Annotated in this window: 28 protein-coding genes and 1 pseudogene; 13 read left to right on the plus strand and 16 right to left on the minus strand. The window is 74.0% G+C overall.

Annotated elements, in window-relative coordinates:
* From ACBR40_RS14490 to ACBR40_RS14500, 3 genes and pseudogenes are all read left to right on the plus strand, one after another.
* Positions 1-256 (plus strand): annotated as a pseudogene (locus tag ACBR40_RS14490) (hydantoinase/oxoprolinase family protein); the annotation flags it as partial.
* Entirely contained in the window at positions 253-1,173 is a 921-nt protein-coding gene (locus ACBR40_RS14495) for a hydantoinase B/oxoprolinase family protein (RefSeq protein WP_371248999.1), read from the plus strand. The pseudogene ACBR40_RS14490 and the gene ACBR40_RS14495, both read left to right, overlap by 4 nt.
* Positions 1,083-1,934 carry a hydantoinase B/oxoprolinase family protein gene (locus tag ACBR40_RS14500; RefSeq protein WP_371249329.1) on the plus strand — a complete coding sequence of 284 codons (852 nt, stop codon included), beginning with the start codon at positions 1,083-1,085 and terminating at the stop codon, positions 1,932-1,934. The genes ACBR40_RS14495 and ACBR40_RS14500 overlap by 91 nt, the downstream gene beginning before the upstream one ends.
* On the opposite strand, the gene ACBR40_RS14505 is transcribed toward ACBR40_RS14500, so the two are convergent.
* The 9 genes from ACBR40_RS14505 to ACBR40_RS14545 all read right to left on the minus strand — a co-directional run bounded on the left by ACBR40_RS14505 (position 1,898) and on the right by ACBR40_RS14545 (position 10,173).
* Positions 1,898-2,560, minus strand: coding sequence for an adenosylcobinamide amidohydrolase (locus ACBR40_RS14505; protein ID WP_371249000.1), 663 nt, complete (start codon positions 2,558-2,560; stop codon positions 1,898-1,900). The genes ACBR40_RS14500 and ACBR40_RS14505 overlap by 37 nt on opposite strands.
* On the minus strand, positions 2,557-3,330 hold the full coding sequence (locus tag ACBR40_RS14510; protein ID WP_371249001.1) for an ABC transporter ATP-binding protein: 774 nt from the start codon (positions 3,328-3,330) through the stop codon (positions 2,557-2,559). The genes ACBR40_RS14505 and ACBR40_RS14510 overlap by 4 nt, the downstream gene beginning before the upstream one ends.
* On the minus strand, positions 3,327-4,361 hold the full coding sequence (locus tag ACBR40_RS14515) for a FecCD family ABC transporter permease (protein WP_371249002.1): 1,035 nt from the start codon (positions 4,359-4,361) through the stop codon (positions 3,327-3,329). Before ACBR40_RS14515 ends, ACBR40_RS14510 begins: the two co-directional genes overlap by 4 nt.
* Before the next feature lie 2 nt (positions 4,362-4,363).
* A complete protein-coding gene (locus tag ACBR40_RS14520) occupies positions 4,364-5,320 on the minus strand; it encodes an ABC transporter substrate-binding protein (protein ID WP_371249003.1) in 957 nt (318 codons plus the stop codon).
* Between the two features lie 206 nt (positions 5,321-5,526).
* The gene (locus tag ACBR40_RS14525) at positions 5,527-6,417 is read right to left on the minus strand and encodes a Gfo/Idh/MocA family protein (protein ID WP_371249004.1); all 891 of its coding nucleotides are present in this window, start codon (positions 6,415-6,417) and stop codon (positions 5,527-5,529) included.
* 33 nt (positions 6,418-6,450) lie between these two features.
* Entirely contained in the window at positions 6,451-7,227 is a 777-nt protein-coding gene (locus ACBR40_RS14530) for an SDR family NAD(P)-dependent oxidoreductase (RefSeq protein ID WP_371249005.1), read from the minus strand.
* Positions 7,228-7,259: 32 nt separating this feature from the next.
* Complete coding sequence (locus ACBR40_RS14535) at positions 7,260-8,468, minus strand: cytochrome P450 (protein WP_371249006.1); 1,209 nt, start codon at positions 8,466-8,468, stop codon at positions 7,260-7,262.
* Positions 8,465-9,421: a phosphotriesterase gene (locus ACBR40_RS14540; RefSeq protein WP_371249007.1), complete on the minus strand. Its 957-nt coding sequence runs from the start codon at positions 9,419-9,421 to the stop codon at positions 8,465-8,467. Before ACBR40_RS14540 ends, ACBR40_RS14535 begins: the two co-directional genes overlap by 4 nt.
* Entirely contained in the window at positions 9,406-10,173 is a 768-nt protein-coding gene (locus tag ACBR40_RS14545; RefSeq protein ID WP_371249008.1) for a phytanoyl-CoA dioxygenase family protein, read from the minus strand. Before ACBR40_RS14545 ends, ACBR40_RS14540 begins: the two co-directional genes overlap by 16 nt.
* A gap of 79 nt (positions 10,174-10,252) precedes the next feature.
* Here ACBR40_RS14545 and ACBR40_RS14550 point away from each other — a divergent pair, with 79 nt between their 5' ends.
* Positions 10,253-11,164, plus strand: a complete 912-nt coding sequence (locus tag ACBR40_RS14550; RefSeq protein WP_371249009.1) for a TIGR03621 family F420-dependent LLM class oxidoreductase — start codon at positions 10,253-10,255, stop codon at positions 11,162-11,164.
* A gap of 84 nt (positions 11,165-11,248) precedes the next feature.
* On the opposite strand, the gene ACBR40_RS14555 is transcribed toward ACBR40_RS14550, so the two are convergent.
* Entirely contained in the window at positions 11,249-12,217 is a 969-nt protein-coding gene (locus ACBR40_RS14555; RefSeq protein ID WP_371249010.1) for a zinc-binding dehydrogenase, read from the minus strand.
* Between the two features lie 58 nt (positions 12,218-12,275).
* Between ACBR40_RS14555 and ACBR40_RS14560 the strand changes: the two genes are divergently transcribed.
* Complete coding sequence (locus ACBR40_RS14560) at positions 12,276-12,860, plus strand: histidine phosphatase family protein (protein ID WP_344214378.1); 585 nt, start codon at positions 12,276-12,278, stop codon at positions 12,858-12,860.
* Positions 12,861-12,884: 24 nt separating this feature from the next.
* Here the strand turns inward: ACBR40_RS14560 and ACBR40_RS14565 are convergent, their stop codons facing one another.
* The 4 genes from ACBR40_RS14565 to ACBR40_RS14580 all read right to left on the minus strand — a co-directional run bounded on the left by ACBR40_RS14565 (position 12,885) and on the right by ACBR40_RS14580 (position 15,094).
* Positions 12,885-13,631, minus strand: coding sequence for a hypothetical protein (locus ACBR40_RS14565; RefSeq protein ID WP_344214376.1), 747 nt, complete (start codon positions 13,629-13,631; stop codon positions 12,885-12,887).
* A 43-nt stretch (positions 13,632-13,674) separates the two neighbouring features.
* On the minus strand, positions 13,675-13,932 hold the full coding sequence (locus ACBR40_RS14570) for a hypothetical protein (protein WP_127931727.1): 258 nt from the start codon (positions 13,930-13,932) through the stop codon (positions 13,675-13,677).
* Between the two features lie 103 nt (positions 13,933-14,035).
* Positions 14,036-14,272 carry a DUF397 domain-containing protein gene (locus ACBR40_RS14575; RefSeq protein WP_049559738.1) on the minus strand — a complete coding sequence of 79 codons (237 nt, stop codon included), beginning with the start codon at positions 14,270-14,272 and terminating at the stop codon, positions 14,036-14,038.
* A complete protein-coding gene (locus ACBR40_RS14580; protein WP_344215043.1) occupies positions 14,273-15,094 on the minus strand; it encodes a helix-turn-helix transcriptional regulator in 822 nt (273 codons plus the stop codon).
* Between the two features lie 230 nt (positions 15,095-15,324).
* Here ACBR40_RS14580 and ACBR40_RS14585 point away from each other — a divergent pair, with 230 nt between their 5' ends.
* Positions 15,325-15,819 carry an ATP-binding protein gene (locus tag ACBR40_RS14585; RefSeq protein WP_344214370.1) on the plus strand — a complete coding sequence of 165 codons (495 nt, stop codon included), beginning with the start codon at positions 15,325-15,327 and terminating at the stop codon, positions 15,817-15,819.
* Positions 15,820-15,897: 78 nt separating this feature from the next.
* Entirely contained in the window at positions 15,898-18,324 is a 2,427-nt protein-coding gene (locus ACBR40_RS14590) for a helicase-associated domain-containing protein (RefSeq protein WP_371249011.1), read from the plus strand.
* On the opposite strand, the gene ACBR40_RS14595 is transcribed toward ACBR40_RS14590, so the two are convergent.
* A complete protein-coding gene (locus ACBR40_RS14595) occupies positions 18,321-19,340 on the minus strand; it encodes an ABC transporter substrate-binding protein (RefSeq protein WP_371249012.1) in 1,020 nt (339 codons plus the stop codon). The two genes, ACBR40_RS14590 and ACBR40_RS14595, sit on opposite strands and share 4 nt — an antisense overlap.
* An 87-nt stretch (positions 19,341-19,427) precedes the next feature.
* Here ACBR40_RS14595 and ACBR40_RS14600 point away from each other — a divergent pair, with 87 nt between their 5' ends.
* The 4 genes from ACBR40_RS14600 (at position 19,428) to ACBR40_RS14615 (ending at position 23,742) form a co-directional block, all read left to right on the plus strand.
* Positions 19,428-20,519: a FecCD family ABC transporter permease gene (locus ACBR40_RS14600; RefSeq protein ID WP_371249013.1), complete on the plus strand. Its 1,092-nt coding sequence runs from the start codon at positions 19,428-19,430 to the stop codon at positions 20,517-20,519.
* The gene (locus ACBR40_RS14605; protein ID WP_344214362.1) at positions 20,516-21,523 is read left to right on the plus strand and encodes an iron chelate uptake ABC transporter family permease subunit; all 1,008 of its coding nucleotides are present in this window, start codon (positions 20,516-20,518) and stop codon (positions 21,521-21,523) included. Before ACBR40_RS14600 ends, ACBR40_RS14605 begins: the two co-directional genes overlap by 4 nt.
* Positions 21,523-22,329 (plus strand): ABC transporter ATP-binding protein, encoded by an 807-nt coding sequence (locus tag ACBR40_RS14610; RefSeq protein WP_344214360.1) that lies wholly within the window; start codon positions 21,523-21,525, stop codon positions 22,327-22,329. The genes ACBR40_RS14605 and ACBR40_RS14610 overlap by 1 nt, the downstream gene beginning before the upstream one ends.
* A 357-nt stretch (positions 22,330-22,686) precedes the next feature.
* The gene (locus tag ACBR40_RS14615; protein WP_371249014.1) at positions 22,687-23,742 is read left to right on the plus strand and encodes an NAD(P)/FAD-dependent oxidoreductase; all 1,056 of its coding nucleotides are present in this window, start codon (positions 22,687-22,689) and stop codon (positions 23,740-23,742) included.
* Here the strand turns inward: ACBR40_RS14615 and ACBR40_RS14620 are convergent.
* Positions 23,693-24,946 carry an ArgE/DapE family deacylase gene (locus tag ACBR40_RS14620; protein WP_371249015.1) on the minus strand — a complete coding sequence of 418 codons (1,254 nt, stop codon included), beginning with the start codon at positions 24,944-24,946 and terminating at the stop codon, positions 23,693-23,695. The genes ACBR40_RS14615 and ACBR40_RS14620 overlap by 50 nt on opposite strands.
* A 38-nt stretch (positions 24,947-24,984) precedes the next feature.
* Here ACBR40_RS14620 and ACBR40_RS14625 point away from each other — a divergent pair, with 38 nt between their 5' ends.
* Together ACBR40_RS14625 and ACBR40_RS14630 are read left to right on the plus strand one after the other, a co-directional pair.
* Positions 24,985-25,932: an endonuclease/exonuclease/phosphatase family protein gene (locus tag ACBR40_RS14625; protein ID WP_371249016.1), complete on the plus strand. Its 948-nt coding sequence runs from the start codon at positions 24,985-24,987 to the stop codon at positions 25,930-25,932.
* Between the two features lie 49 nt (positions 25,933-25,981).
* Entirely contained in the window at positions 25,982-26,302 is a 321-nt protein-coding gene (locus tag ACBR40_RS14630) for a co-chaperone GroES (protein ID WP_020544392.1), read from the plus strand.

The following is a 26,302-nucleotide window of genomic DNA, read 5'->3' on the forward strand; positions in this document are numbered from 1 at the left end:
GCCCCCCTCCCCCGCCGGGATTCCCGAGCGCCCCCCACCCGCTCCCGGCGCGGTGGTCGGGAGCCGTAGGGCGTACTTCGCCGAGTGCGGGGGCTATGTCGAGGTGCCCGTGCACACCCGGGCGAGCCTGCCGGAGCGGCTGCCCGGGCCGGCGATCGTCGAGGACGCCGAGTCCACGATCGTGGTCCCGCCCTCCTGGACCGCCGCCCCCGCCCCCGCCGGCGCGGTCCACCTCACCCGGGGAGGCCGCGCGTGAGCGACGCCCTGACCGCCGAGGTGCTGCGCAACGCGCTGGTCGTGGCGGCCGAGGAGGCCAGCATCGTCGTGGTGCGCTCGGCGTACTCGACGTTCATCGTGGAGGGGTCCGACGCCTCGGCGGCCGTCCTGGACGCCCGCGGCCGGCTGGTCGCGCAGTCCATGGCCACCACGCTCATGAACAGCATGGCGCTGCGCACCGCGCTGCCCGAGCTGCTCGCCGACCTCCCGCCCGAGACCATGCGCCCCGGCGACGTGTACGCGCTCAACGACGCCTACCGGGGCGGCGTCCACACCAACGACCTGCTGGTCTACCGGCCGGTGTTCGTCGGGGGCGCGCCGGCGTACTTCACCGCCACCATGATCCACGTCTCCGACCTGGGCGGCCTGTCGGCGGGCGGCATGGCCCCGCTGGCCACGGACATCTTCCTGGAGGGCCTGCAGCTCCCGCCGGTCCGCCTGGCCACCGAGGCGGGACTGGACCCGGCGATCGAGGCCGTGCTGCGGGCCAACAGCCGCACCCCGGACAAGGTCATGGGTGACGTCCGCGCGCTCGTCGCCGGGACCGCGGTGGCCGCCGCCCGCCTGGAATCCCTGCTGGCCGAGCACGGCGAGAAGGGGCTGGCGGCGGGCATCGACGACTACCTCGACCACACCGAGGCCCGTACCCGCGCCTCGCTCGCGGCGCTGCCCGAGGGCCGCTACGCGGCGGCGTACCCGATCGACGACGACGGGATCGACCTCGGCAGGACGCACGACGTGCGGGTCACACGGTCACCCTCGGGGAGGGCCGCGCCGTGCTCGACTTCGCCGGCACCGGCCCGCAGGTGCCGGCCGCGATCAACGCCTCGGCCTCGCAGTCGCTGGCCGCCGCCGTCTTCGCGATCCGCTGCTTCCTGGACCCGGCGATCCCCATGAACGACGGCTGCCTGCGCGCGATCGAGGTCCGCCTGCCGGAGGGGTCGCTGCTGAACGCCCGCTCGCCGTACCCGTGCGGCGGCCGGTACGTCCCGATCTACGCCGCCATGGAGGCCGTGTTCCAGGCGATGTCGGACGCGGTGCCCGAGCGCGCGATCGCGGCCAGCGGGATCCTGCAGCCGTTCTCGATCGCGGCGGTGGGGGCGCCGTACTGGATCCATCTCGCCTACGACTTCGGCGGGGTGGGCGCGCGACGCGGGCTGGACGGCCCGGACGCGACCGGCGTGCACTTCGGCGTCGGCCGCAACTCGGTGCCGCAGGCCGAGCCCGTGGAGAGCCGCTGCCCGCTCGTCGTGGAGTCGATCGAGACGATCCCGGACTCGGGCGGGCCCGGCCGGTGGCGGGGCGGGCTCGGCTCGCGCACGGTCTACCGCTTCCTGGCCGACTGCCACGTCACCACCAGGGGCGACCGCCTGCGCCTGCCTCCCCCGGGCCGCGACGGCGGCCTGCCCGGCCGGCTCGGCGGCTTCTACCGGCGCCATCTCGACGGCCGCCTGGAACGGCTCGCCTCGAAGGTGAACAACGTGCGCTTCGCCGCCGGGGAGGCGTTCGTGGTGGAGACCACGGGCGGCGGCGGCCTCGGCCCGCCCGCCGAGCGGGACCCGGCGGCGGTCCGCGCCGATCTCGCGGCGGGCCGGGTGACGGCGAGAGGCGCGGCCGAGGACTACGGCCTCGACCCGTCCTCCGACGGGCTGAGGTGACGCGTCCGCCACGCCTCGGCGCCGCGCCGGACGGCGGCGTGGACGGCGCGGGCGGCCCGCGCGCCCCACTCCGAGCGCGGCCCGCCGAACAGCTCCGGGGGACCGTCGGCCGGCACGGCCACGCAGACCGCGTCGGAGGCCGTGCCCGTGCCCGCGTAGCCGGTCTCGACCAGCGCCTGGGTCTTGGCCTCCGTCACCGTCATCACCAGGTTGACCAGGGCGGCGTCGGTCATGGCGACCGGCAGCGCGGTCACGATGTTGACGGTGCCGACCCGGACCGGGGCCAGCTCGGGATCGGGGGCGCCCTCGGGCGCGGCGGCCCAGGTGGGGACGCGCAGCCCCACGGTCGCCCAGGCGTCCACGCCGCCGTCGGACGCCTGGACGCAGCGGTCTACGGAGGCGGCGGTCATCATCCCGACGCCGGCGCCGCCCGGGCCTAACGACGTCAGGTGCTCGATCGGGTCCATGCGCGCGTACCCGGCGACGACCTGGGCGTTCAGCACCCACGCGCGTTCGCCGATGCCGCCGCCGAGCACCGCCGAGGAGATCATCCGCCAGCCGGGCCCGAACTCCCACAGCAGCGCCCCGAGCCGCGTCCCCTCCTCCGTGCGGTACGTCAGCCTCACGACCCACTCCTCACCAGGTGCACGACCGGCCGGCCGTCCGGCCCCGGCTCGATCTTCACATGGGCGCCGAAGTGCCGTCCCACGAGTTCCTCGGTCAGCACCTCGGCGGGCAGTCCGGAGGCGGCCGCCCGGCCGGCGGCGAGCAGGAGCAGCGCGTCGGCGTACAGGCCGGCCACGGTCAGGTCGTGCAGGGTCGTGACGACGGTCAGCCCGTCGGCCCGGCGCAGCCGGTCCACCAGCTCCAGCACCTGCTGCTGGTGGCCGAGGTCGAGCGCGGTGGTCGGCTCGTCGAGCAGCAGCACGGGGGCCTGCTGGGCGAGCGCCCTGGCCAGCACCACGCGCTGGCGCTCCCCTCCGGACAGCTCGCCGACCCGCCGCCCGGCCAGCTCCGACAGGTCGAGCCTGGCCAGCACGGACGCGGTCACCTCCCGGTCGTGGCCGCTCTCGCGCCCCAGATAGGGGATGTACGGCGTCCGCCCCAGCAACGCATAGTCGAAGACCGACATGTCGGGCGGCAGGGACGGCGTCTGCGGCGCGTACGCGACCAGCCTCGCCCGCGCCCGCGGCTTCAGCCCGGCCGAGGGACGTCCGTCCAGCAGCACCTCGCCCCCGTGCGCGACCAGCCCCATCACGGCCTTCAGCAGGGTGGACTTGCCGGCCCCGTTCGGCCCGATGACGGCCACCCACTCGCCCTGGCGCACCCGCATGTCCACGTCGCGGACGACGTCCCGCTCGCCGAGCCGGACGGTCACCCCCCGGGTCTCGATCACGTCTCCGCCCGCCGCGTCATCCTGAGCACCCCGACGAAGAACGGCGCACCCACGAACATCGTCACCACGCCGATCGGCAGCTCGGCCGGGGCGAGCACGGTGCGCGCCACGAGGTCGGCGAGCACCAGGAAGGCCGCGCCGCCGAGCAGCGACAGCGGCAGCACGATCCGGTACGAGCCGCCCGCCAGCCGCCGCACCACGTGCGGCACGACGATGCCGACGAACCCGATCAGCCCGCTCACCGCCACCGCCGCCGCCGTGGCCAGCGAGGCGGCCAGCAGCACGATCAGGCGTACCCGGGCGGCGGCCACGCCCAGGCTGACGGCCTCCTCGTCGCCGACGGACAGCACGTCCAGCATCCGCCCGTGCAGCAGGAGCAGCACGGCGGCGACCACCGCGTACGGCAGCACCAGCCAGAACTGCTCCCACCCGCCGCCGACGTCGCCGAGAATCCAGGAGTAGATCCGCTGCAGCTCCTCCACCTTGAACTGCTGCACGAACGTCTGGATCGCGGTCAGGAACGACGTCACCGCCACCCCCGCCAGCACCAGCGTGGCCGTGCCGCCGGAGCGCCCGGCCGTGTTCCCCAGCGTGTACGCCAGCAGCACCCCGCCCACGGCCCCGATGAAGGCCGCGACCGGGATGCCGCCCGCCACCGCCGGCAGCGCGACGATGGCGACCGTGGCCGCGAGCCCCGCCCCGGCCGCCGCGCCCAGCAGGTACGGATCGGCGAGCGGGTTGCGGAACACGCCCTGGTAACCGGCCCCCGCCAGGGCGAGCAGCCCGCCCACCACGGCGGCGACCAGCACGCGCGGCAGCCGCAGCTCGTACAGCAGCCCCTGCTCGACCGGGGTGAGCCCCGAGTCGACGTGCACGAACGGCAGCCAGTCCACCGCCTGGAGCACCACCTGCCAGGGCGACATGTCGGCCGCCCCGCCGAGCAGCCCGGCGACCATGGAGACGGCCAGCACGCCGGCGGCGCCCGCCAGCCACAGGGGTCTGGCCCGTGACGGGCCGGCCTGTCCCGTCACGGTCAGCTCGTGCCGGCCTTGGCCACCGCGGCGCCGATGCTCTCGGCCAGCTCGACGATGCGCGGCCCCCAGCGGGAGGCGATGTCGTCGTCGAGCTCGACGACCCGGTCGTTCTTCACGGCCGACAGCCCCGCCCAGCCGGGCCGCTTGGTCAGCGCCGCCTTGTCCTGCTTGCAGCACTTGACGTCGGCCAGGAAGATCAGGTCGGGGTCGGCCTGGGCGACGAACTCGGCCGACAGCTTCGGATAGCCGCCCGCCGCGTCGGGCGCCTGGTCGGCGATGTTGGTGAGGCCGAAGATCGAGTACACCTGGCCGATGAACGTCTGGGACGTGGCCGCGTACGGCGTCTGGTCGAGCTCGTGGTAGTAGGTGAGCTTCTTGTCCTTGGGCGCCTCGGCGGCCAGCTTGTCCATGGCCGCGCGCATGCCGGTGACGACCTCGTCGGCCTTGGCCTTGTTGCCGGTGGCCGCGCCGATCTCGGCGATCTCCTCGTACGCCTCGTCGAGCGTCTTCGCGGCCGGCTCCAGGAGCACGGGCACGCCGACCTTGCCGAGCGCGGCCACGACGTTGTCGAGGTCGTCGGACAGGACGACGAGGTCGGGCTTCTTGGCCACGATGGCCTCGACGTTCGGCTTGAAGCCGGACAGGTTCGTCTTCGGGGCCTCGGGCGGGAAGTTCGAGCGGTCGTCCACGGCGACGACCTGGGGGCCGGCGCCGACGGCGAACAGCGTCTCGGTGTGGCTGGCCGACAGCGAGACGATGCGCTCGGGCTTCTTGTCGATGGTGACCTTGCCGTTGCCCGCCTCGATCGTGACGGGGAACCCGTCACCGGCGGCGGACGCGGACGCGGAAGGGGCGGCGGGGGCGGGGGTGGCGGTGGTCCCGCTGTTCTGACCGCATCCGGCCAGCACCAGCGTTCCCAGCAGCGCGCCCGCGAAGACCGTGCGTACGGGCCTCACGAGATGTCCTTTCACACTGTCGGAACCGAGAGACCCGCGATGAGCGACGGATCACCCTTTTCCACGAGGGTTGATGGCGTCGGCGCAGCGGCAGGCGACCTGGCTATGACAGTTGCGGGACAGCGCCGGACTCGCACCGGACTTCGCTGCAGCACTGCGCGTCGGACAAACGTTATCAATGCCCCAAAGAACCGTAACGTCAAGGGTCAGCGGCGCAGCTGGGAGTCGGCGTCGGCGACGACCTGCTGCAGGCGGAGGCCGTGGGCGGCGTCGAGGGGGTGGCCGCCGCCCTCACGCACCGTCCGCGCGAACTCCTCCGCGATCGCGTCCAGGGGATCGTCGTCGAACGGCAGCAGGACCGCGTTCCCCTTCCTGCCGTACACGGCGAACGTCGCGGGCGGCAGGTCGCCGACGGCCGCCATGGACAGCGACGCCTCCGACACCGCCCCGCCCTCGTGCTCCAGCAGCAGCCCGATCCACCCGAACGGGTCGCCGTGGGCGCGCACCCCCACCACGGGGCCGAGCGCGGCGTCCAGCAGGTCGACGACGTGCGGCCCGACGTCGAGCAGCGCGCCGCGCTCCAGCCGCCACGGCGTGGCGAAGGGATGGTCGCCGAGCAGTGCGCCGGAGATGTTCGCCGCGTGCCCGCCGAACGGCTGGATCTCGCCACACCTGGCGAGGAACGTCCTGGTCTGTACGGCATAGCGCAGGGTCAGCACCATCTGACTGGCCACGCCCGCCTCCGCCACGGCGCCGGCCAGCCGCCGCGCCCCGTCGAGCGAGTCGGCGAGGGGCTTCTCCAGCAGCAGCGCCTTGCCGGCTCGGGCGGCCCGCACGGCCAGCTCGGCCTGCACGCCGGGCGGCACGCAGAACGCCACCGCCTCGCAGTGGTCGAACAATTCCTCGATCCGCTCGTACACGGGGGCGCCCAGCTCGGCCGCCGCCTCGGGACGCCGCGCCCAGACGCCCGCCAGCCGCGTGTGCGGGCCCTTGGCCAGCATCGGCGCGTGCGCCATCCTCGCCCACGGTCCCGCGCCCACGAGCCCGACCGCCACCGGCTCCATGAAGACCCCTTCCACGCCCACATCAACGGACATCCCACTGCCCCCACATCCTGACGTACGCACTCCTCATCGGGGGCGTTGTTCGCGCCACCGCTGGATCGCGTGCTGGGGGCGGTGGGCGAGCGTGCCGGAGTCGAGGATCAGCGTCTGGCCGGTGAGGCAGCGGCTCTCGTCGCAGGCCAGGAAGGCGACCAGGTTCGCGACGTCGTCCACGGAGCAGGGCCAGGGGAGCAGGCGTTCGGCGGCCTTGTCGGCGAGCTGCGCGGGGGTCAGGGCGCGTTCGGCGGCCGGGGTGAGGACGAGCGCGGGGGCGACGGCGTTGCAGCGGACGCCGCGGGCGCCGTACATGGTGGCGACGTGCCGGGCGAAGCCGACCAGGGCGGCCTTCGAGGCGCCGTACGCGGCGTGCGCCCCGTCCCCGACGAACGCCGACACCGACGAGGTCAGGACGATCGAGCCGCCGTCCGGCATGGCCGGCACCGCGTGCTTGACCAGCAGCATGGCGCCCCGCAGGTTGACCTCCATGGTGCGGTCCCACACGGCGACGTCGAGGTCCTCCAGGCCGCGGTCGCGCCCGTACACGTCGGGGCCGAGCGCGGCGGCGTTGGAGTGCAGCACGTCCACCCGCCCGTACGCCGCCATCAGCGCCCCGACGGCCGCCGCGACCTGCTTCTCGGCGGAGACGTCGCACTCCAGCGCGAGCGCGTCGCCGCCGCGCCGCCGTACGGCGGCGGCGGTGTCCTCGGCGGCCTGGCCGCGTACGTCGAGCACGCCCACGCGCGCCCCCTCGGCGGCCAGCCGCAGCGCGCAGGCCGCCCCGATCCCCGACCCTGCCCCGGTCACCAGCGCGACCCGCCCGGATAACCGTCCGCCCGTCACCATTCCACCCGCAGCGCCGTGAGCCCGCGCCCGACCAGCGACCTGCGGTACGTCACCGGCTCCCCCGGCGCGAGCCGCAGCCCCGGCAGGCGGCGGCCGAGCACCTCCAGCGCGGTCCGCAGTTGCAGGCGGCCGAGCGCCGCGCCCACGCAGAAGTGGATGCCGTAGCCGAAGACCAGGTGGTCGGCGGCGTTCGGCCGGTCGATCAGGAAGCGCTCAGGCTCGGGGAAGACGCTCTCGTCGTGCCCGGCGGAGTCGGTGGACAGCAGCACGAGGGCGCCGGCCGGGATGGTCACGCCGTGCAGGACGACGTCCTCGGTGGTGTGGCGGAAGGAGCCGAGCGAGGCGCCGTCGATGCGCATGCACTCCTCGGCGGCGGCGCCGATCAGCGGCGGCGGCACCGGCCAGGCGCCTTCGCGCAGCAGCCGCAGGACGGTGTTGCCGAGCTGGTTGGGCACGGTGTCGTTGCCGCCGAGCAGGATCGTGGAGATCAGCTCGACGACCTCGCGGTGGGTCAGCTCGTCGCCGATGAGCGCGGTCATGAGCGAGGTGAAGTCGTCGCGGGGGTCCTTGGCGCGGGCGGCGACCAGCCGGTCCACGTAGTCGAGGTAGGTGAGGAAGCTCCCCGCCAGCTCCAGCTGGCGCTCGGGCGGCTGCGGCGACAGGAACAGCTGGAACCAGTCCTTGACCCGCGCCTGCACGAACGCCTCGTCCGCCTCCGGCACCCCGATGAAGCGGGCGGTCAGCTTCACGGACGGCTCGTGCCCGAGCTCGGTCACGAAGTCGGCCGCGCCGCGCGGGGCCACCCGGTCGAGCAGGTCCTCGTTGAGCCGGCGGAAGGCGTCCTCCATGGCGGCGACCGCGCGCGGCGTGAACGCCCGCGACACCGACCGGCGCAGCCGGGTGTGGACGGGCGGGTCCACGTTGGCGACGAAGCTCGACAGGAACGAGCCGTGCTCGCCCAGCTTCTCCCTGGTCGCGGCGGTCAGGCTGCGGGAGACGGTGAGCGAGCCCAGGGAGGAGAAGCGCCGGGGGTCGCCGTAGGCGGCGCGCACGTCGGCGTAGCGGGTCAGCACCCAGGCCCGCAGGTGCTCGCTCCAGAACACCGGCGACTCGCGCCGCAGCCGGGCGAGGAACGGGTACGGGTCCGCGACGTGCCAGTCCGCGCTGACGTCGAAGTCCCGGGCCTCCGGCAGGGTGGTCATCGCAGGATCCTCCGCGGGTTGCCGACGAGCATCTGGTGGATCTGGTCGTCCGTGACGCCCCGCTTGCGCAGCTCGGGCAGGACGTCGCGGGAGATGTGCAGCAGGTGGTAGTCGGGGTGGCGGCGGCGCACGACCTCGGCGTCGAAGCGGTCGTTGAAGCAGTACGAGTCGTGCCCCAGCACCAGCCGGTCCGCGTGCCCGCGCGCGCACAGCTCCGCCACCACGGCCACCCGCTGCTCGAACGGCGCGATCGTGTCGATGCCGAAGCGGTCCATGCCGAGGTAGGAGCCGCCCGCCAGCAGCTCCTCCAGGTACGCGAGGTCGGCCGAGTCCCCCGCGTGCCCGATCACCACCCGTTCCGGGTCCACCCCGAGCGAGACGAGCAGCCGCTGCTGCTCCAGCCCGCCCCTGGAGGCGCTGTGCGAGTGCGTGGTGATGGGCGCGCCGGTCTCCAGGTGCGCCTCGGCGACCGCCCGGAACACCCGCTCGCAGCCCTTGGTCATCCCGAGGTGGTCCGAGGCGCACTTGAGCATGGCGGCGCGGACGCCGGTCCTGCCGATGCCCTCGGTGAGGTCGCGGACGAAGAACCCGGCCAGCCGGTCCGGCCCGCCGAACAGCGACCCCGGCCCCCGGTTGGCGAAGTACGGCGGCAGCGCGTCGTAGGTGTAGAGGCCGGTCGCGGCCACGATGTTGACCGAGGTCAGCTCGGCGACCAGCCGTACCGAGGGGATGTGCCGGCCGAGCCCGAGCACGGTGAGGTCCACGACGGTGTCGATGCCCTCGGCCTTCAGCGCGTCGAGCTTGGCCGCGGCCTCGCGCGCCCGCGTCTCGGGGTCCCAGCCCTCGGGGATGTCCGGCCAGTTCCACAGGATCTCCGGGCTGAGCCCGAAGACGTGCTCGTGCATGAGCGTCGCCCCGAGGTCGGCGACCGGTCCTCTCAGGGTCTCGGGCACGGGAACCTCTCGTGCTCGAAGGACCGGTTGACCTCCAGGCCGAGCCCGTCGGTCTGCGCGTACGGCAGGCCCGTGTAGAGGGCGTCGGCGTCGAAGTAGGTGACCGTGAACGACAGCCGCGGCCGGTCGTGCCGGTTGGCGGGCGCGCCGTGCACGGTCAGGGCGTGGTGCGCGGTGGCGTCGCCGGCCGCGAGGTCGAGCGGCGGCGACAGCTCCAGCTCCTTGAGCCACGGGTGCTGGCTGAGCTGGTCGTCGCCGGGCCGGGTGAAGCTGCGCCCGAGCAGGCCGTGGCGGTGGGAGCCGCTGTAGAAGCGCAGCGCTCCCATGTCGGCGGGCACGTCGGCGAGCGCGAGCCAGACGGTGAGCATGGCCGAGCGGTCCATCGGCATCCAGGGGAAGTCCTGGTGGAACTCGGTGGCGCCGTGCTCGCCCGCCTCCTTGACCAGCAGGTTGGTGACCTGCACGCGTACCGCGCGGACGCCGCGCAGCAGCCGGACGGCGGTCCGTCCCATCCTGGGGTGGAGCGCGAGCGCGCCGAACGCCTCGTCGGCGGCGGCGACGTCCCTGGACTGCCCGAACGCCCGGTCGACCGCGGTGCGTCCGGCGCGGTCCCGGTCGCGCAGGTGGGCGAGGGCGCGTTCGCGCAGGTCGGCGACGGCGCCGGGGTCGATGAGCCGGCCGAGCCGCACCCAGCCGTGCTCGCGGAAGAACGCGGCCTCGTTGTCGGTGGCCTCGCGCACGGGGATCTCCATGGCCCTCAGTCTCGCACCTGTAGCAAGCGCTTGCTAGAGTGCCGGGCACAGGCGCTGGATCGGACTCGCAGGAGGAGCCGTGCGGCCGTTCAGGTTCGGGGCGGTGCTCCGCGAGGCGGAGTCCGGCAGGGCGTGGGCCGACAAGGCCCGCCGGCTGGAGGACTCCGGGTTCGGCCTGCTGCTGGTGCCCGACCACCTGGCCGGGGACCGCCTCGCGCCGATCCCCGCCCTCACCGCCGCCGCCTGCGCCACCGAACGGCTGCGCGTCGGCACGCTCGTCCTCGCCAACGACTTCCGCCACCCCGCCGTGCTGGCCAAGGAGGCCGCCACCCTCGACCTGCTGTCCGGCGGCCGGCTGGAGGTCGGGCTCGGCACCGGCTGGATGGCGGCCGACTACGCGGGCGCCGGCCTGCCTCTGGACCCGCCCGGGGTCCGCGTCGAACGGCTCGCCGAGGCCATCGCCGTGCTCAAGGGCCTCTGGGCGGACGGGCCGTGCCACTTCACCGGCCGGCACTACCGGATCGACGGGCTCGACCAGCGGCCCCGGCCCGTGCAGCGGCCCCACCCGCCGCTGATCGTCGGGGGCGGCGGGCCGCGCGTGCTGCGCCTGGCCGCCGAGCAGGCCGACCACGTCAACCTCACGATGCGGGTACGCCCCGACGGCACCGGCCCCGACCCCGGCGACGGCGGGGCGGAGGCGTTCCTCGCCCGGCTGCGGCGCGTACGCGCGGCGGCCGGCGACCGCTACGACCGGCTGGAGCTGGGCACGAGCGTCCTGCAGGTGGGCGAGAGGAAGGCGGAGGAGCCGTGGAGCGCGGCCAGGTCGGCCGCGCTGGACGGAACCCCGCAGGTCCTCCTCGGCACCCGCCACGACATCGCCGACACCCTGCGTCGTTGGCGCGACGAGCACGACGTCTCCTGCTTCGTCATCCACCACGAACGCGACCTCGCCGCCTTCGCCCCCGTCGCCGAGGAACTGGCCGGGAGGTGAGGGGGAGCGCGCCTGCGCGGAACGGCCGAAGGCGGGACCGCCCGCACTCGTCCCCGTGGCCCGGTCCCTGTCGCCCGGACCCGGCTAGACGGTGAGGACGACCTTGCCCATCGTGTCCCTGTTCTCCAGGGCCGCGTGCGCCGCGGCGGCCTCGGCCAGCGGGAACTCCTGCACCGCCGGCGTCAGCAGCCCCTCGGCCGCCGCCTCCAGTGCCCGCGTCCGCAGCTCGGTCACGCCACCGTCGCGCCCGAGCAGATGGCCGATGCCGTCGAGCACGGTGATGCCCCGCGCCTCCACCTCGGCGGGGTCCGGCTGGAACCACTCCCCCGACGCCGACCCGTACACCACGTGCCGCCCACCCCGGCCGAGCAGCCCGTGCGCGGCCCGCCCGAGCTCGCCGCCCACCCCGTCGAAGACGACGGTGACCTCGCCGGACAGCTCGCGTACCGACTTGTCCCAGCCCGCCTCCAGGTAGTCGACGGCGAGGTCCGCCCCCAGCTCCGCGACCCGCGCGGCCTTGGCGGGCCCGCCGGCCGCCCCGGCCACGGTCGCGCCGGCGCGGCGGGCGTACTGCACGAGCAGCGTCCCGACGCCGCCGGCCGCCGCCAGCACCAGCACCACGTCCCCCGGCCCGATCGGGGCCAGCTCCAGCAGCCCGTACGTGGTCGCCCCCGTCGTGTTCATGGCGACGGCCGCGCCGAAGCCCACCTGGTCGGGCAGCTCGGTCAACGCGGCGGCGGGCGCCACGGCGCGCGAGGCGTAGCCGCCCGTGCTCACCTCGGCCGTCACCACCCGGCGGCCCACCAGCCCGGCGGGCACGCCCTCGCCCACCGCCTCCACGACCCCGGCCACCTCCGAGCCGAGCACGACGGGCAGCTCGGGCGCGGGGTGCGGCCCGACGCCCCGCCCCTGACGGAGCAGGGTCTCGATGAAGTGCAGCCCGGCCGCGCGCACGGCGACGCGCGCCTCGCCGGGGCCGGGCACGGGGTCGGGAAGGGTCTCCAGCCGGAGGTTGGCGGCAGGTCCGTACGCATGCAGTCTTATCGCGTCCATGACCCCACCCTGCTACCTCAAGCTACCTTGAGGTCAAGCGTCCGGGATGATGGTCACCATGGACGAGATGCTGCTGCTCCGGCACGGTGAGACCGAGTGGAGCAAGGCGGGCAGGCATACCGGGCGCACCGACCTGCCCCTGACGGAGCGCGGCGAGGAGCAGGCCAGGGCGCTCGCGCCTCTGGTCGAGAAGGGGGACTTCGGCCTGGTGCTGGTCTCCCCCGCCGAGCGGGCGCGCCGCACCGCCGACCTGGCCGGGCTGACCGGCTACGAGGTGGACCCCGACCTGTGGGAGTGGGACTACGGCGGCTACGAGGGCGTCACCACGCCCCGCATCCGGGAGGACCGCCCCGGCTGGTACCTGTGGCGCGACGGCGTGATCCCCGGCGACGCCGAGCATCCCGGCGAGAGCGCCGCCCAGGTGGCGGCCCGCGCCGACCGGGTGATCGAGCGGGCCCGCGCGGCGGAGGGACGGGTGGTCCTTGTGGCGCACGGGCATTTCCTGCGCGTCCTGGCCGCCCGCTGGCTCGGGCTGGACCCCTCCGAGGGCCGGCTGTTCAGGCTGGACACCGGCACCTACTCGCGGCTCGGCCACGAGCACGCCGAGCCGGTGCTGCTGGCCTGGAACGCGCCGGTCCACTAGCCCGTCAGCCGCCGGCCCGCACCCTCACGGCGCCAGGCGGCAGCCGGGGAACGGCGCCAGCAGCGTCTCACGCCAGGGGCCGTCGAGATGGTCGCGCGCCCGTCTGGCCCAGTCCAGCAGCCGGGGATCGGGCGCGGCCTCGTCGTCGAGGCCGAGGGCGGCGTCGCGGGCCCGCTGGGTGGCGAGGTGGTCGTCCAGCGAGACGGCCCAGACGGTGACCGCCTCGGTGTCGCAGAACAGCACCTCGTACAGGCCGACCAGGGTGTGCCCGTGCTCGGCGAGCAGGGGGGCGCGCTCGGCGCGCACGGCGGCGAGGTAGTCGAGTGCGGCGCCGGGCCGGACGCGGGCGCTTTCGAACAGGAACAGCTCGGCGGCGGGCGCCTCGGCCAGCGGCGGGCAGCCGGGCACGGCGCCGAGCGGGCGCGAGAAGGCGGAGAAGCGCAGGTCGTCGATGTCGGACAGGAACAGCCGCTCGTCCACCCCGCGGTAGATCTCCATCATCTGCCGCCAGCCGCCGTCCCAGCCGCCGTGGCAGTCCCAGAGCGTGACGGCCTTGAACTGCGGATGGCCGGTGATGCCGACGGCGTAGAAGGCGCCGACGAGGTCGATGTCGCGCGACCTGATGGACGTCCCGGCGGTGAGCGAGGGAGCCTCGCGGGTCTCGTCCTCGCGTTTGTACGCGGTCAGCCAGGTGAGGTAGTCCAGCGGCCGCCTGGAGTTCATGGGCCGGAAGTCGACCTCTTCGAGCAGGTGGATCGCGCGCCGCACCACGCCGCCTCCTCTACCAAGCGGTTGCTTGGCCCGAGCTTAGCGATCAGGCGGGCGCTTGGGAAGGCTGCGGCCCCCGCCCGGTCAGCCACTCCAGCACCCGGCGATGCCCGGAGGTGGCGTCCTCGAAGTGACCCCAGTGCCAGTAACGGGGCTGGTCGCGGATGCCGGTCACCCACGTGCGGTACGAGACCGAGGCGCCCGTCGTGGCGGGCGCGACGCCATAAGTGCGGATCACGACCTTGCCGCCCGGCGCGAACAGCACGTCGTCGGCGATCGGATACAACGTCATCTGGTCGAGCATGACGTGAATCCTGTCCGAACGACGAGGCCGGGCGGTTACGCCGTCGGCGCGCCGCCGTTAAGCGGGCGCGCCGGATGTGAACAGCGTGTTAAACGAGCAGGTGTCAAACGAGCAGGCCGTCGAACTCTCCGTCCTTCACCCCGAGCACCAGGGCTCGGATCTCGTCACGGGTATAGATGAGCGCAGGGCCGTCGGGGAAGCGCGAGTTGCGGACCGCGATCCCGCCGTCGGGAAGCTCCGCGAGCTCGACGCAGTTGCCCTGCGAGTTGCTGTAGCGGCTCTTGCGCCACGCGACCTGGGTCAGGTCGGTCGCGGGCATGCCGTTGTAGGTCTGGTTCATCTACATCTTTCTGAGAAGACCGCCGATGAGCTCGACGGTGCCTCCTGGCGTGGTGCTCTCCACGCACAACTGCTCCATGGCCGTGAGGTACGGATCGATGTCCTCACGTTTGTCCAGGTACAGGGCACCCCAGAGCTGCTCGACGTAGACAACGTCCGACAAGTCGGACTCGGGAAACCGCAAGATGCTGAACGCACCCCCTTCGGCGGCGTGCTTGCCGTACCTGAAGGGCATCACCTGAATGGTGATGTTGGGCAGAGCGGCGACCTCCAGCAGGTGCTGGAGCTGCTCGCGCATGACCTCCCGCCCGCCGATGGTCCGCATGAGCGCCGCCTCGTCGATGACCGCCCACAACTTGGGGCCGTCCTTCTGGGTGAAGCGCTCCTGGCGCTGCATGCGCACGTGCACGCGGCGTTCGATGCCGTCCGGACTCGCATCGGGGTTGCCCAGCTCGTAGACCGATCGCGCGTACGCGGCCGTCTGCAGCAGTCCGGGCACGAACTGCACCTCATAGGTACGGATCACGCTCGCGGCCTCCTCCAGGCCCACGTACGTCGTGAACCACGAGGGCAGCTCGGCGGAGTACTTGTGCCACCACCCGGGGGTGTTGGCCTCGCGAACCATCTCCAGCAGGGCGCGGCGTTCGGCATCGTCGACGACGCCGTACAGGGTGAGCAGGTCCTCCACGTCACGTGTCTTGAATCCGACGCGTCCGAGCTCCATCCGGCTGATCTTGGACTCGGAGGCGCGGATGTGGAATCCGGCCTGTGCACGGTCGAGTCCGCTGGCCTCACGCAGGCGCCTGAGACTCGCCCCCAGCATGATGCGCCGAACGGTCGAACCGGATCCGGGCGGATCAATGGACACGTGCTGCTCCTTGGTCGTTTCCTTGCGCCACAGTCTGTCACTTCACGGCCGAAAGATCATGGGCCGCGGACAAGATCCCCTTTCCCCCTCATTGACCATTTGAGGGCAACCGTAGCGTGTGCACGGTGTGTCTGCACGTGCATTCGCTCTTGCACCTGCACGAGAGTTTGACGCAGAATGATCACGTGCAATCCACCACGGCACCGAGCCAGTGGACCACGTTCGATTGGTGGCCCCCGGTCGGCTGGTGGCCGGAGGCGGCTCGCGATCTGCTGGGCGCAGGCCCGTCCGCGAGCGCCACGTTCGTGCTCCCTCCCACCCCCGCGTCGGTCCACTCCGCCCGCAGCTACACCACCGGCGTCCTGGCCGGCTGGGGACTGTCCGAGCTCGCCGAGAACATGGAGCTGGTGGTCTCGGAGCTGGCGACCAACGCGCTGCGCCACGGCCTGCGCCTCGACGAGCAGCGCCGCCCCTGCCCCGTCCACATGTCACTGGTCCGCCAGGGGTCCCTGGTGACCAGCGCTTTCACCGATCCAGGCTCCTCGGTGCCGGTGCTGCGATACCCTGGCCCCCTTGACACCGGCGGCCTCGGACTCCACATCGTCGAATCGCTCAGTCTCCGCTGGGGCTGGTCGGCCCTCGCCCCTCACGGAAAGATCGTCTGGGCAGTCCTCTCCTGACCGGGGGTGATCTGCATTACCGTGGATGCTCATGGCTCACGGTGAGTCCCGCGCGCGACCCCATGAGAGTGCTGACAGATGGAAGATCACCTGCTCGGCTGGCTGCGAACACTAGACGAAGACAGGCTTGCCCGCATCCTCGCGAACAGGCCCGACGCCATCGCGCCGCCGTGGCCGCGCCGGCTCGACACCCTCGCCCAGCGTCTCGGCGACGGGTTCGCCGTGATGCAGACCCTTCAGCGGCTCCCCCTGCCCTGTCTCCAGCTCGCCGAGGCGGCGCTGGCCCTCCCCCTGCCCACCGCCGGCCGCCTGGCCGCCTTCGTCGACGCCCCGCCCGCCGAGGTGGACCCCTGGCTCGGCCACCTCTACGACCACGCGCTCGCCTGGCCGGGCGAGGACGGCGTGATCCGCCTGGCCGAGGGCGTCACCCGCTGGTGGGCCGCCCCGCTCGGCCTCGGCGAGCCGCTCGACCACTACCTCAACTCCTGGACCATCAGCAACGACGCGCTGCGCGCCCTCGCCCGCAACCTCGGCCTGCCCGCCCAGGGCCACAAACGCCGCACGATCACCCGCGTGGCCGAGGCGCTCGGCGACGCCGCCCGCGTCCACGGCCTGCTGCGCGACGCCCCCGACGGCACCGCCGCCCTGCTCGACCGCTTCGCCTGGGACGGCCCCGCGCTGCCCGTCGACGGCGGCCGCTTCGTCGCGCCCGGCACGCCCGAGAAGTGGTGCGCCGACCACGGCCTGCTGTTCCGGCCGAGCTGGCACGTCGCCGAGATCCCCCGCGAGGTCGCGCTGTGCCTGCGCGGCGCCGACTACCACCCGCCCTTCGCGCCCGAGCCGCCCGAGGTCCCCACCATCCCGGTCGACCCCGAGGAGGTCGACCACCTCATGACGCTGGCCGCCCCGCACGTCGTCGAGCGCGCCGCGGCCCTGCTCGACAACACCTCCAAGAGCCCGCTGCCGCTGCTCAAGACCGGTGGCGTGGGCGTGCGCGAGGTGCGCAGGATGGCCAAGGAGACCGGCTGCGACGAGGACGAGACCCGCCTGCTGCTGGAGATCTGCACGGTCGCCCGGCTGCTGGCCTGGGACGAGCAGGCCGGCGGCCTGGTCCCCACCGAGCGTTTCGACCGCTGGCGGCTCGACGAGGGCGCGGCCCGCCTGCGCGTGCTGCTGTCGGCCTGGTGGCGCATGGAGCGCTCGTCGCTGCGCAGGTCCGACGGCCGCTACGGCACGGTGCTCGGCGACGACCCCGCGGGAGCCGCGGTCGCCCGGGTCCGCCGCGCGGTGCTGCCGGTGCTGGCCTGCCTGCCCGCCGGCACCGCGTACGCCGACCGCGACGGCCTGCTCGCCGCCGTCCACTGGCACGCCCCGCTCATCGAACGCCGGCTCCTGCTCGACTGCGGCCCCGCCGCGCTCGACGAGGCGAGCCTGCTCGGCCTGCTGGTCAACGGCGCGCTCACCGACCTCGGCCGCGCCCTCGCCGAGCTGACCGCCCACCCCGGCGACGAGGGCGACGACTCCGTCCCCATGGTCGAGCACGACCCGGTGCTCGTCGAGGTCTCCACCCGGGCCCTCGCGAGCGTGCGCCGCAGCGCCCTGTTCGGCCCCGACCTGACCGCCGTGGTGACCGGGCCGCCCTCGGCGGAGCTGGCCGCGCTGCTCGACCGGGTCGCCGAGCGCGAGTCACGCGGCGCGGCCTCGGTGTGGCGCTTCACCGCCGAGAGCGTACGCCGCGCCCTCGACCGCGGCCACGACCCCGACGAGCTGCTCGACGAGCTGGCCGCGGTCGGCGCCATCCCGCAGCCGCTCGAATACCTCGTCCGCGACACCGCCCGCCGGCACGGCGAGGTCACCGTCACCACCGTCGGCTGCGTCATCCAGGCCGGCGACCCCGCCCTGCTCGCCGAGATCACCGCCCACCGCCGGCTGACCCGGCTGGGCCTGCGCCTGCTCGCCCCCACCGTGCTGGTCAGCGCGGCCGGGGCCGAGCGCACGCTGGCGGCGCTGCGCGAGGCCGGCTACGCGCCGGTGCCCGTCTCCGACACCGGCGAGATCACCATCCGCCGCACCCGTCCCGCCGAGCTGGCCGGCGGCGCCGAACCCGGCGCGGGCAAGCTCATCCTGCTGCCCGGCGGCCAGGTGGCCGAGCTGTCGGACCCCGGCCTGGAGACCCCGCCCCACCTGCTGGCCGAGCCGCCGCCCGACCCGCGCGAGCACGCCCGCAGGCTCATGGCGGCCGGGCGGGCCGGGGCCGAAAGGGGCGGCCGGACGTGGGCGGTGATCGGCCGCATGGCCACCCGGCTGCCGACGGCCCAGCAGTCGCTGCTCGGGTTCGTGGTCGACCGGGGGGTGCGGGCCGGGATCACCCTCACCGACGGCCTGACCGCCACGATCAGCCACGGCGAGCTGAAGGGCGGCGCCCTCGACGCCTGGTGCGAGGAGGCGGGCGACTACCTGGAGTTCCCCCTCGCCGAGATCGTCGAGGTGCGCGGCGCGTTCTAGCCGAGCGGCTTGGCCTTCTTCAGGTTCGCGACCAGCTCCTCCAGGAAGGTCGCGTAGCCCTGGTAGCTGAAGGGGGTCTCGGCGCTCCACGGGTAGAGCTGGCCGGCCTTGACGGCGGGGAGCTTGGCGAAGGTGGGCTTCTTCATCATCTCCTCCGGCTTCAGCGCCTGCGTACGGGTGTCGTAGAGGATGACGTCGGCCTCGTACTCGTCGGCGTTCTCCCAGCTCAGGGTCTGGAAGAAGCCGCCCTCGTCCACCTTCTCCGGGGTGACGACGTCGAGTCCGGCCGCCGTGAGGTGCTTGATGTCCGGGTACTCCGGCGGGTTGACGATCCAGAACGCGTCCGCGCCGCCCGAGACCATGAGAATCTTGAGGTCCTTGAACTGGGCGAGCTCCTTGGTCGCGGCCTCCATGCGGGCCTTCGCCTCGGGCACGCCGGCCATGTCCGCGCCGAGCGACTTGGCCAGCTCCTCGTAGCGGGAGATGACCTCGGTGGCGCTCTTGCCGGTGAGCATGATGCCGACCGTGGGGGCGACCTGCTCGATGGTGTCCTTGGACTTCTCGGGCACGTACCAGAGGGTGCCCTTGACGTACATGTTGCTGACCAGGAGGTCGGGCTGCAGGGCGATGTACTGCTCGACGTTGAACTCGTCCCAGACGTTGCCGAGGCCCTGGACCTGGGTGATGTCGACGTTGCCGACCTGCGGGTCCTTGCTGCCGTCCTTGAGCTTGTGCGGGCCGAAGACGCCGACGGGGCGCACGCCGAAGTCCCACAGGGCGGCGGCGGAGCCGACCTGGGCGACGACCCTGGCGGGGACCTTGGGCAGGTCGAGCTTCTTGTCCCGGTCGTCGGTGAAGCTCCAGCCCTGCGCGGCCGCGGAGCCCGAGGGCACGGCCGAGCCCGAGGGGGCCGCCGTCGTGCCGCCGTCGCCGCCGCACGCCGCCAGTGTCAGGGCCGCCGCGAGTCCTGCCGTGGCCGACAGGAAGCCCCTGCGCGCCAGTACCGGTCCCGACATGTACGTCTCCTCTAAGGTTAGGCTTGCCTGGTTACCGAGCCATTAGATTAGCCTTGCCTAAGTTTGACCGTGACGGAAGGGGGTCGGGTGCGCCCGGCTGAGAACACGACGGCGAGGCGCGCGGCGCCGGGCCCGGACCCGGAGGCCGAGACGGACGCGTCCGTCGCGAGGCCCGCGTGGGCGCGGCCCCCGGTGCTGGTCGCCGGGCTCGTGGTCGTCGTGGCCGCACTGGCCCTCATGGTGCTGGCGAGCATCGCGCTCGGGGCGCGGGCGGTGCCGTTCTCCACGGTGATCGACGCCTTCCTGGCCCCTGACGGCTCCAACGACCACACGGTCATCCGCGAGCTGCGCGTGCCGCGCACCCTGCTCGGCCTCGGCGTGGGCGCCACGCTCGGCCTGGCGGGCGCGCTCATGCAGAGCCTGACCCGCAACCCGCTCGCCGACCCCGGCCTGCTGGGCGTCAACGAGGGCGCGGCGCTCGGCGTCACGCTGGCGCTCGGGGTGTTCGGGCTCACCGACCCGGCGGTCTACGTGTGGTTCGCCTTCGGCGGGGCCGCGCTGGCCGCGGTCATGGTCTACGGCCTGGCCTCCAGCGGGCGGTCCGGGTCCGGGCCGGTCCGGCTCACGCTGGCCGGCGTCGCGCTCGGCATGGTCGCCACCGCGCTGTCGTCGGCGATCCTGCGCATGGACCAGCAGACCTTCGACCGGATGCGGTTCTGGCTGACCGGGTCGCTGGCCGGGCAGACCTCCGACGTGCTGGTCCGGCTGGCGCCGTTCATGATCGCGGGGCTGGTGCTCGGCCTGGCGCTGGCCCGGCCGCTCAACGCGCTCGCGCTGGGCGACGACGCGGGCCGCGCGCTCGGCGTCTCCATCGGCCGCACCCGCGCGCTGACCGGCGTGGCCGTCACGCTGCTGTGCGGGGCGGCGACCGCGGCGGCCGGGCCGCTGTGGTTCGTGGGGCTCATCGTGCCGCACGCGGTGCGCGCCCTGGTGGGGCCGGACCAGCGGTGGGTGCTGCCGTACTCGGCGCTGGCCGCTCCGGTGCTGCTGCTCGGGGCGGACGTGGCAGGCCGGCTCATCGCCCGGCCGGGAGAGGTGCAGGTGGGAATCGTGTGGGCGGTGATCGGCGCGCCGATCTTCATCCTGCTGGCCCGGCGCAGGCGGGTGGCCGCGCTGTGAACGTCCGCGTCGGCCCCTTTTCGGTACGGCTCGCGCCCCGCGCCCTGGTCGTGGGTGTCTGCCTGATCCTGGTCGGTTTCGGGGTCACCGTGGCCGCGCTGTCCACGGGCGAGCTGGCCGTGCCCGCGGCCGACATCGTCAAGGCGCTGTTCGGCGAGGGCACGCCCGTCGCCGAGCTCATCGTGAGCAAGCTGCGCGCGCCGCGCGTGGTGACCGGGCTGCTGGTCGGGGCGGCGTTCGGGCTGAGCGGCGCGATCTTCCAGTCGCTCACCAGGAACCCGCTCGGCAGCCCCGACTTCATCGGCTTCACCGCCGGGGCCTCGACCGGCGGCATCCTCGCGGTGATCGCGGGCGGCTCGGCCATGACGATCGCGGGCGGCGCGCTGGCCGGGTGCGTGCTGACCGCCGCCCTCGTGTACGGGCTGGCCTTCCGCGGCGGCGTGCAGGGCTACCGGCTGGTCCTCGTCGGCATCGGGGCCAACGCGCTGCTGCTCGCGGTCAACTCCTACCTGCTGACCCGGGCCAACATCAACGACGCGGCCACCGCCGGGGCCTGGCTGACCGGCAGCCTCGGCGGGCGCGGCTGGGAGCACGCGAGGCCGGTGGGGCTGGCGCTGGCCGTGCTGGTGCCGGTGTGCGTGGCCCTGTCCCGCCCGATGCGCATGCTGGAGATGGGCGACGACGCGGCCAAGGCCATGGGCATCAGGGTCGAGCCGGTGCGCGCGGTCGCGATCGCGGCCGGCGTGCTGCTGTCCGGCGTGGCGACCGCCGCGGCCGGCCCGGTCATCTTCGTCGCGCTGGCCGCGCCGCAGCTCGCCCGGCGGATCACCCGCTCCCCCGGCGTCACCTTGGGCGCCTCGGCGCTGATGGGCGCCGTGCTGCTGACCGGCGCCGACCTCGCCGCCCAGCGGCTGCTCGCGCCCACCCAGCTACCCGTCGGGGTGCTGACCGCCGCCATCGGCGGCACGTACCTCGCCCTGCTTCTGCGAAAGGACCGCCACTGATGCCCGATGTACGCCTGTCCGGCACCGGCCTCACCCTCGCCTACGACCAGCGGGTCGTGGCCACGGACCTCAGCGTGGCGATCCCCGACGAGTCCTTCACCGTGATCATCGGCCCGAACGCGTGCGGCAAGTCCACCCTGCTGCGCGCGCTGGCCCGGATGCTCAAGCCCAAGGCGGGCGCCGTCCACCTGGACGGCGGCGTGATCACCTCGCTGCCGTCGAAGGAGGTCGCGCGCCGGCTCGGGCTGCTGCCGCAGACCTCGATCGTGCCGGACGGCATCACCGTGGCCGACCTGGTGGCCCGGGGCCGCTACCCGCACCAGAAGCTCATGCGGCAGTGGTCGAAGGCCGACGAGGTGGCCGTCACCGAGGCGATGCGCGCCACGGACGTCGCCGAGCTGGCCGACCGCATCGTGGACGAGCTGTCCGGCGGGCAGCGGCAGCGGGTGTGGCTGGCCATGGCGCTGGCGCAGGAGACGCCGATCCTGCTGCTGGACGAGCCGACCACGTTCCTGGACATCTCCCACCAGATCGAGGTGCTCGACCTCTGCGCCGACCTGCACGAGGAGGGCCGCACGATGGTGGCGGTGCTGCACGACCTGAACCAGGCGTGCCGGTACGCGACCCACCTCATCGTCATGCGCGCCGGCCGGGTCGTGGCGCAGGGCGATCCCGGCGAGATCGTCACCCCCGAGCTGGTCCACGAGGTCTTCGACCTGCGCTGCGAGATCATCGTCGATCCGCAGTCGGGCACCCCGCTCATCGTGCCGGAGGCGCGCCGCCGCGTGTCCGCCCCCGCCGGCTGACCGGAGCCGGGCTTCCCTTCTGGATGGAACGTCGCGGAACGCACCAAAAGACGTGGAACGGTGCCGCCGCACGGGCGACCCTTCTGCCGACGTCCACACGATCCCAGGGGGAAGACTCATGGACCACGCCGTCGTCATCGGCGCCAGCATGGCGGGACTGCTCTCCGCCGCCGCACTGCACCGCCTGTTCGCCAAGGTCACGGTGCTCGACCGGGACACGCTGCCCGCAGCGGACGCCCATCGCAAGGGCACCGCGCAGAGCCGCCACGCCCACGGCCTGCTCTCCAGGGGCTGCGCGACCATGAACGAACTGCTGCCCGGCATCTCGGCCGAGCTGATCGCGCGGGGCGCACTGCCGTGCGACGCCATGAACCAGGGCCGCAACATCCACGACGGGCACCGGCTGGCCCGCGGCGCCGGCGGCGTGCTGAACGGCCTGCTGGTGAGCCGGCCGCTGCTCGAAGGCCAGGTGAGACGCCGGGTCGCGGCCATGCCGGGGATCCGGATGCGGACGGCCGCGCGGTCACCGGCCTGCTCGCCAAGGAGGGCCGGGTCACCGGCGTACGGCTGGCCGGCGGCGAGCCGCTGCCCGCCGACCTCGTCGTGGACGCCTCCGGCCGGGGCTCGCGCACCCCGCACTGGCTCGGCGAGCTGGGCTACCGGCCGCCCCACGAGGAGCGCATGGCCCTCGACCTGCGCTACAGCACCCGCGAGTTCCGCCGCCGCCCCGGCGACCTCGACGGCGACCTGCTCGTCATCATCGGCCCCACGCCGGAGCGCCCGCGGTTCGGCGTGGCGCTGGCGCTGGAGGGCGACCGCTGGATCGTCACGATGGGCGGCTACGGCGACGCCCCCGGCCCCGCCCTGCCGGAGTTCACCGCGTTCGCGGACACGCTGCCCGCCCCCGACCTGCGGCACCTGCTCGCGACCGCCGAGCCGGTCGGGGAGCCGCGGGCCTACCACACCCCGGCCGGCATCCGGCGGCGCTACGAGCGGCTGGCCCGCTTCCCCGAGGGGCTGCTGGTGACCGGCGACGCCGTGTGCGCGTTCAACCCGCTCTACGGGCAGGGCATGACGGTGGCCGCACTGGAGGCGAAGGTCCTGCTGGAGGCGGAGCTGACGCCGCGGGCGTTCTTCCGGCGGATCGCGCGGATCGTGGACGCCCCCTGGGAGATCACCGTCGGCGGCGACCTGAAGCTGCCCGTGGTCGCGGGCGAGCCGTCGCCGCGGGTGCGGATGGTCAACGCCTATCTGGGGCGCTTCCTCGCCGCCGCGGCGCACGATCCCGAGCTGGCCAGGCGGTTCCTGCGGGTGGCGCATCTGTACGACCCGCCGCCGGCGCTGATGAAACCGCCCGCGCTGGTCAAAGTGCTCCGCAGCGGCGCACCACGAGCAGTGCCAGTGCCCGCGTGACCGCGCGCAGCTCGCCCAGGTCCACCTGCTCCCTGGGGGCGTGCGCGTACCGTACGTCCCCGGGGCCGTAGTGCAGGGTCGGGATGCCGCCGGCCGCGTACAGGCGCAGGTCGCTGCCGTAGGGGGCGGCCGACTCCGCCGGGCGCGCGCCGGTCACGTCGGCGACCACCCCCGCGACCTGGCCGAGCAGCTCGTGCCCGGCCGGCAGCCGCCCGCTGGCGAACTGGCCGCCCGGCCAGGTCACCGCGGGCGGGTTGTCCCGCAGCCACGGGTGCGCGACCCCGGCGACCGCCTCCTCGAACGCCGCCCGCGCCGCCGCCGGGTCCTCGTCCAGCCGCACGCCCAGCCGGCCCTCGGCGACCAGCAGGTCGGGCACGGTGCTGGCCCAGTCGCCCGCGCGGACGACGCCGATCTCGATCGGGTAGGGCATCGGGTTGCCGCCGAACAGCTCGTGCGCGTCCCGGTTGCGCTCGGCCTCCAGCCGCCTGATCGCCTCGAACACCGGCCAGAACGCCTCGACCGCGTTGACCCCCTCGTAGCGGGTCGCGCCGTGCGCGGCCCGGCCGGCGATCTCCAGCCGGAAGGTCAGCGCGCCCGCGTTCGCCGTGATGACCGCGCCGCTGGTCGGCTCGGTGATGACCGCCGCCTCGGCGGTGTGGCCGCGCGCCAGGGTGGCGAACGCGCCGAGCCCGCCGTCCTCCTCGCTGATCACGCAGTGCACCGCGAGCGGCCTGGCCAGCCGCACCCCCGCCCGGCGCACGGCCCGCGCCACGGCCAGGTTGGCGACCAGGCCGGCCTTCATGTCGCAGGCGCCCCGGCCGTACAGCACGTCGCCCTCGATCCGGGCGGAGAACGGGTCGCTGCCCGCCCACTTGGCCAGGTCGCCGGTGGGCACGACGTCCACGTGGCCCTGGAGCGCCAGCGCCGGCGGGCCCTCGCCCGGGGTCACGGCGGCGACGCCGTAGCCCTCGGAGCGCGGGGCCTCGGTGCCCGGGAAGCCGGGCCTGGCGGTGAGGCCGGGCAGGTCGAGCTTCCACACGTCCACGTCCATGCCCGCCTCGTCGAGCAGGCGGGCGAAGCGGTGCTGCAGCTCGGACTCGGCGTCGGTGCCGGTGACGCTGGGGACGCGTACGGTCTCGGCGAGCAGGCTGACGGTCTCGGCCTCGTCGATGGCGTCGAGGACCCTGGCTTCCACGTCGTGCATGGAGCACACCCTAGGGCAGTGAACCCCTCGCGGGCCTCATGGCGATACAGGTCGTGCGGACGTGGATGAGCTGGATCGCGGTGACGCCCTTCGTCCTGTGGGCCGCGGTGCGGGTGAGCGGGTTCGAGCCGGACTGGCCGTGGGTGCCGGTGGTGGCGTACACGCCGTACGCGGCCGGGGCGGCGGCGCTGGGCGGGCTGCTCGCGCTGGCGCTGCGCCGGCCGGTCGCGGTCGGGGCGGCGTTCTGGGCGCTGGTGGTGCTGGGCGCGGCGGTGCTGCCGCGCGCGCTGTCCGACGGCAACCCGGCGGCCGGCGGGCCCGCGCTGCGCGTGCTGGCCGCCAACCTGCTGGTGGGGCGGGCCGACACGGCGGAGCTGATGGGCCTGGTCCGGCGGCTGCGGCCGGACGTGCTGACCCTCCAGGAGTTCACGCCCGGCGCGATGCGGCGGCTGGAGGAGGCGGGGGTGCGCGAGGCGCTGCCGTACGCGGTGACGCGGGCCCGCGAGGGCGTCGGCGGGTCCGCCGTGTACGCCCGGCACCCCCTCACCGCCGGACGGGCGATCTCGCTGGGCGGGTTCGGGCAGGCCAGGGCGTGGCTGCGGCATCCCGGCGGCGACCGGGTGGAGATCGTCTCGGTGCACCCGTGCGCGCCCAAACGGTACGGCCGCCAGCCCTGCTGGGAGGACGGGCTGGACGCGCTGCCGCGCGGGGGCGGCGCGCTGCGGGTGCTGGCCGGGGACTTCAACGCCACGCTCGACCATCTGCCGATGCGCGAGCTGCTCGCGTCCGGCTACCGGGACGCGGCCGACGTGATGGGCCGGGGGCTCACCGCCACCTGGCCGCAGGAGGGGTCGCAGCAGCGGCTGCCAGGGGTGGCGATCGATCACGTGCTGGCCGACGGGCGGATGGCGGTGCGCGACTTCGCGGTGCTCTCGCTCGGCCGCACCGACCACCGCCCGGTCTTCGCCGAGCTCGCCCTGCCCTGATCGGCTTCCGGAAGGCGTTCGCGGGGGCGGCTGCTCATAGACTTGAGCCGTGGAACAGCCCAAGTTCGAGATTCAGATGCTGCACGACCGGGTCATGATCAAGCTGGAGGCGGAGGCGGAGGAACGGCGCAGCGGCTCAGGCATCGTCATCCCGGCCACGGTCAAGCTGGCCAACCGGCTGGCGTGGGGCGAGGTGTGCGGCGTCGGGACGAACGTCCGCGCGGTCAAGGTCGGCGACAAGGTGCTGTTCAACCCGGAGGACCAGTTCGAGGTCGAGGTGCACGCCCAGGTCTATCTCGTGATGCGCGAGCGCGACCTGCACGCGGTGGCCACCCAGGAGACCGACCACGGCACCGGCCTCTACCTCTGA

Origin of the sequence: Nonomuraea sp. AD125B (assembly GCF_041402765.1) — a bacterium.
GTDB lineage: Bacteria > Actinomycetota > Actinomycetes > Streptosporangiales > Streptosporangiaceae > Nonomuraea > Nonomuraea bangladeshensis.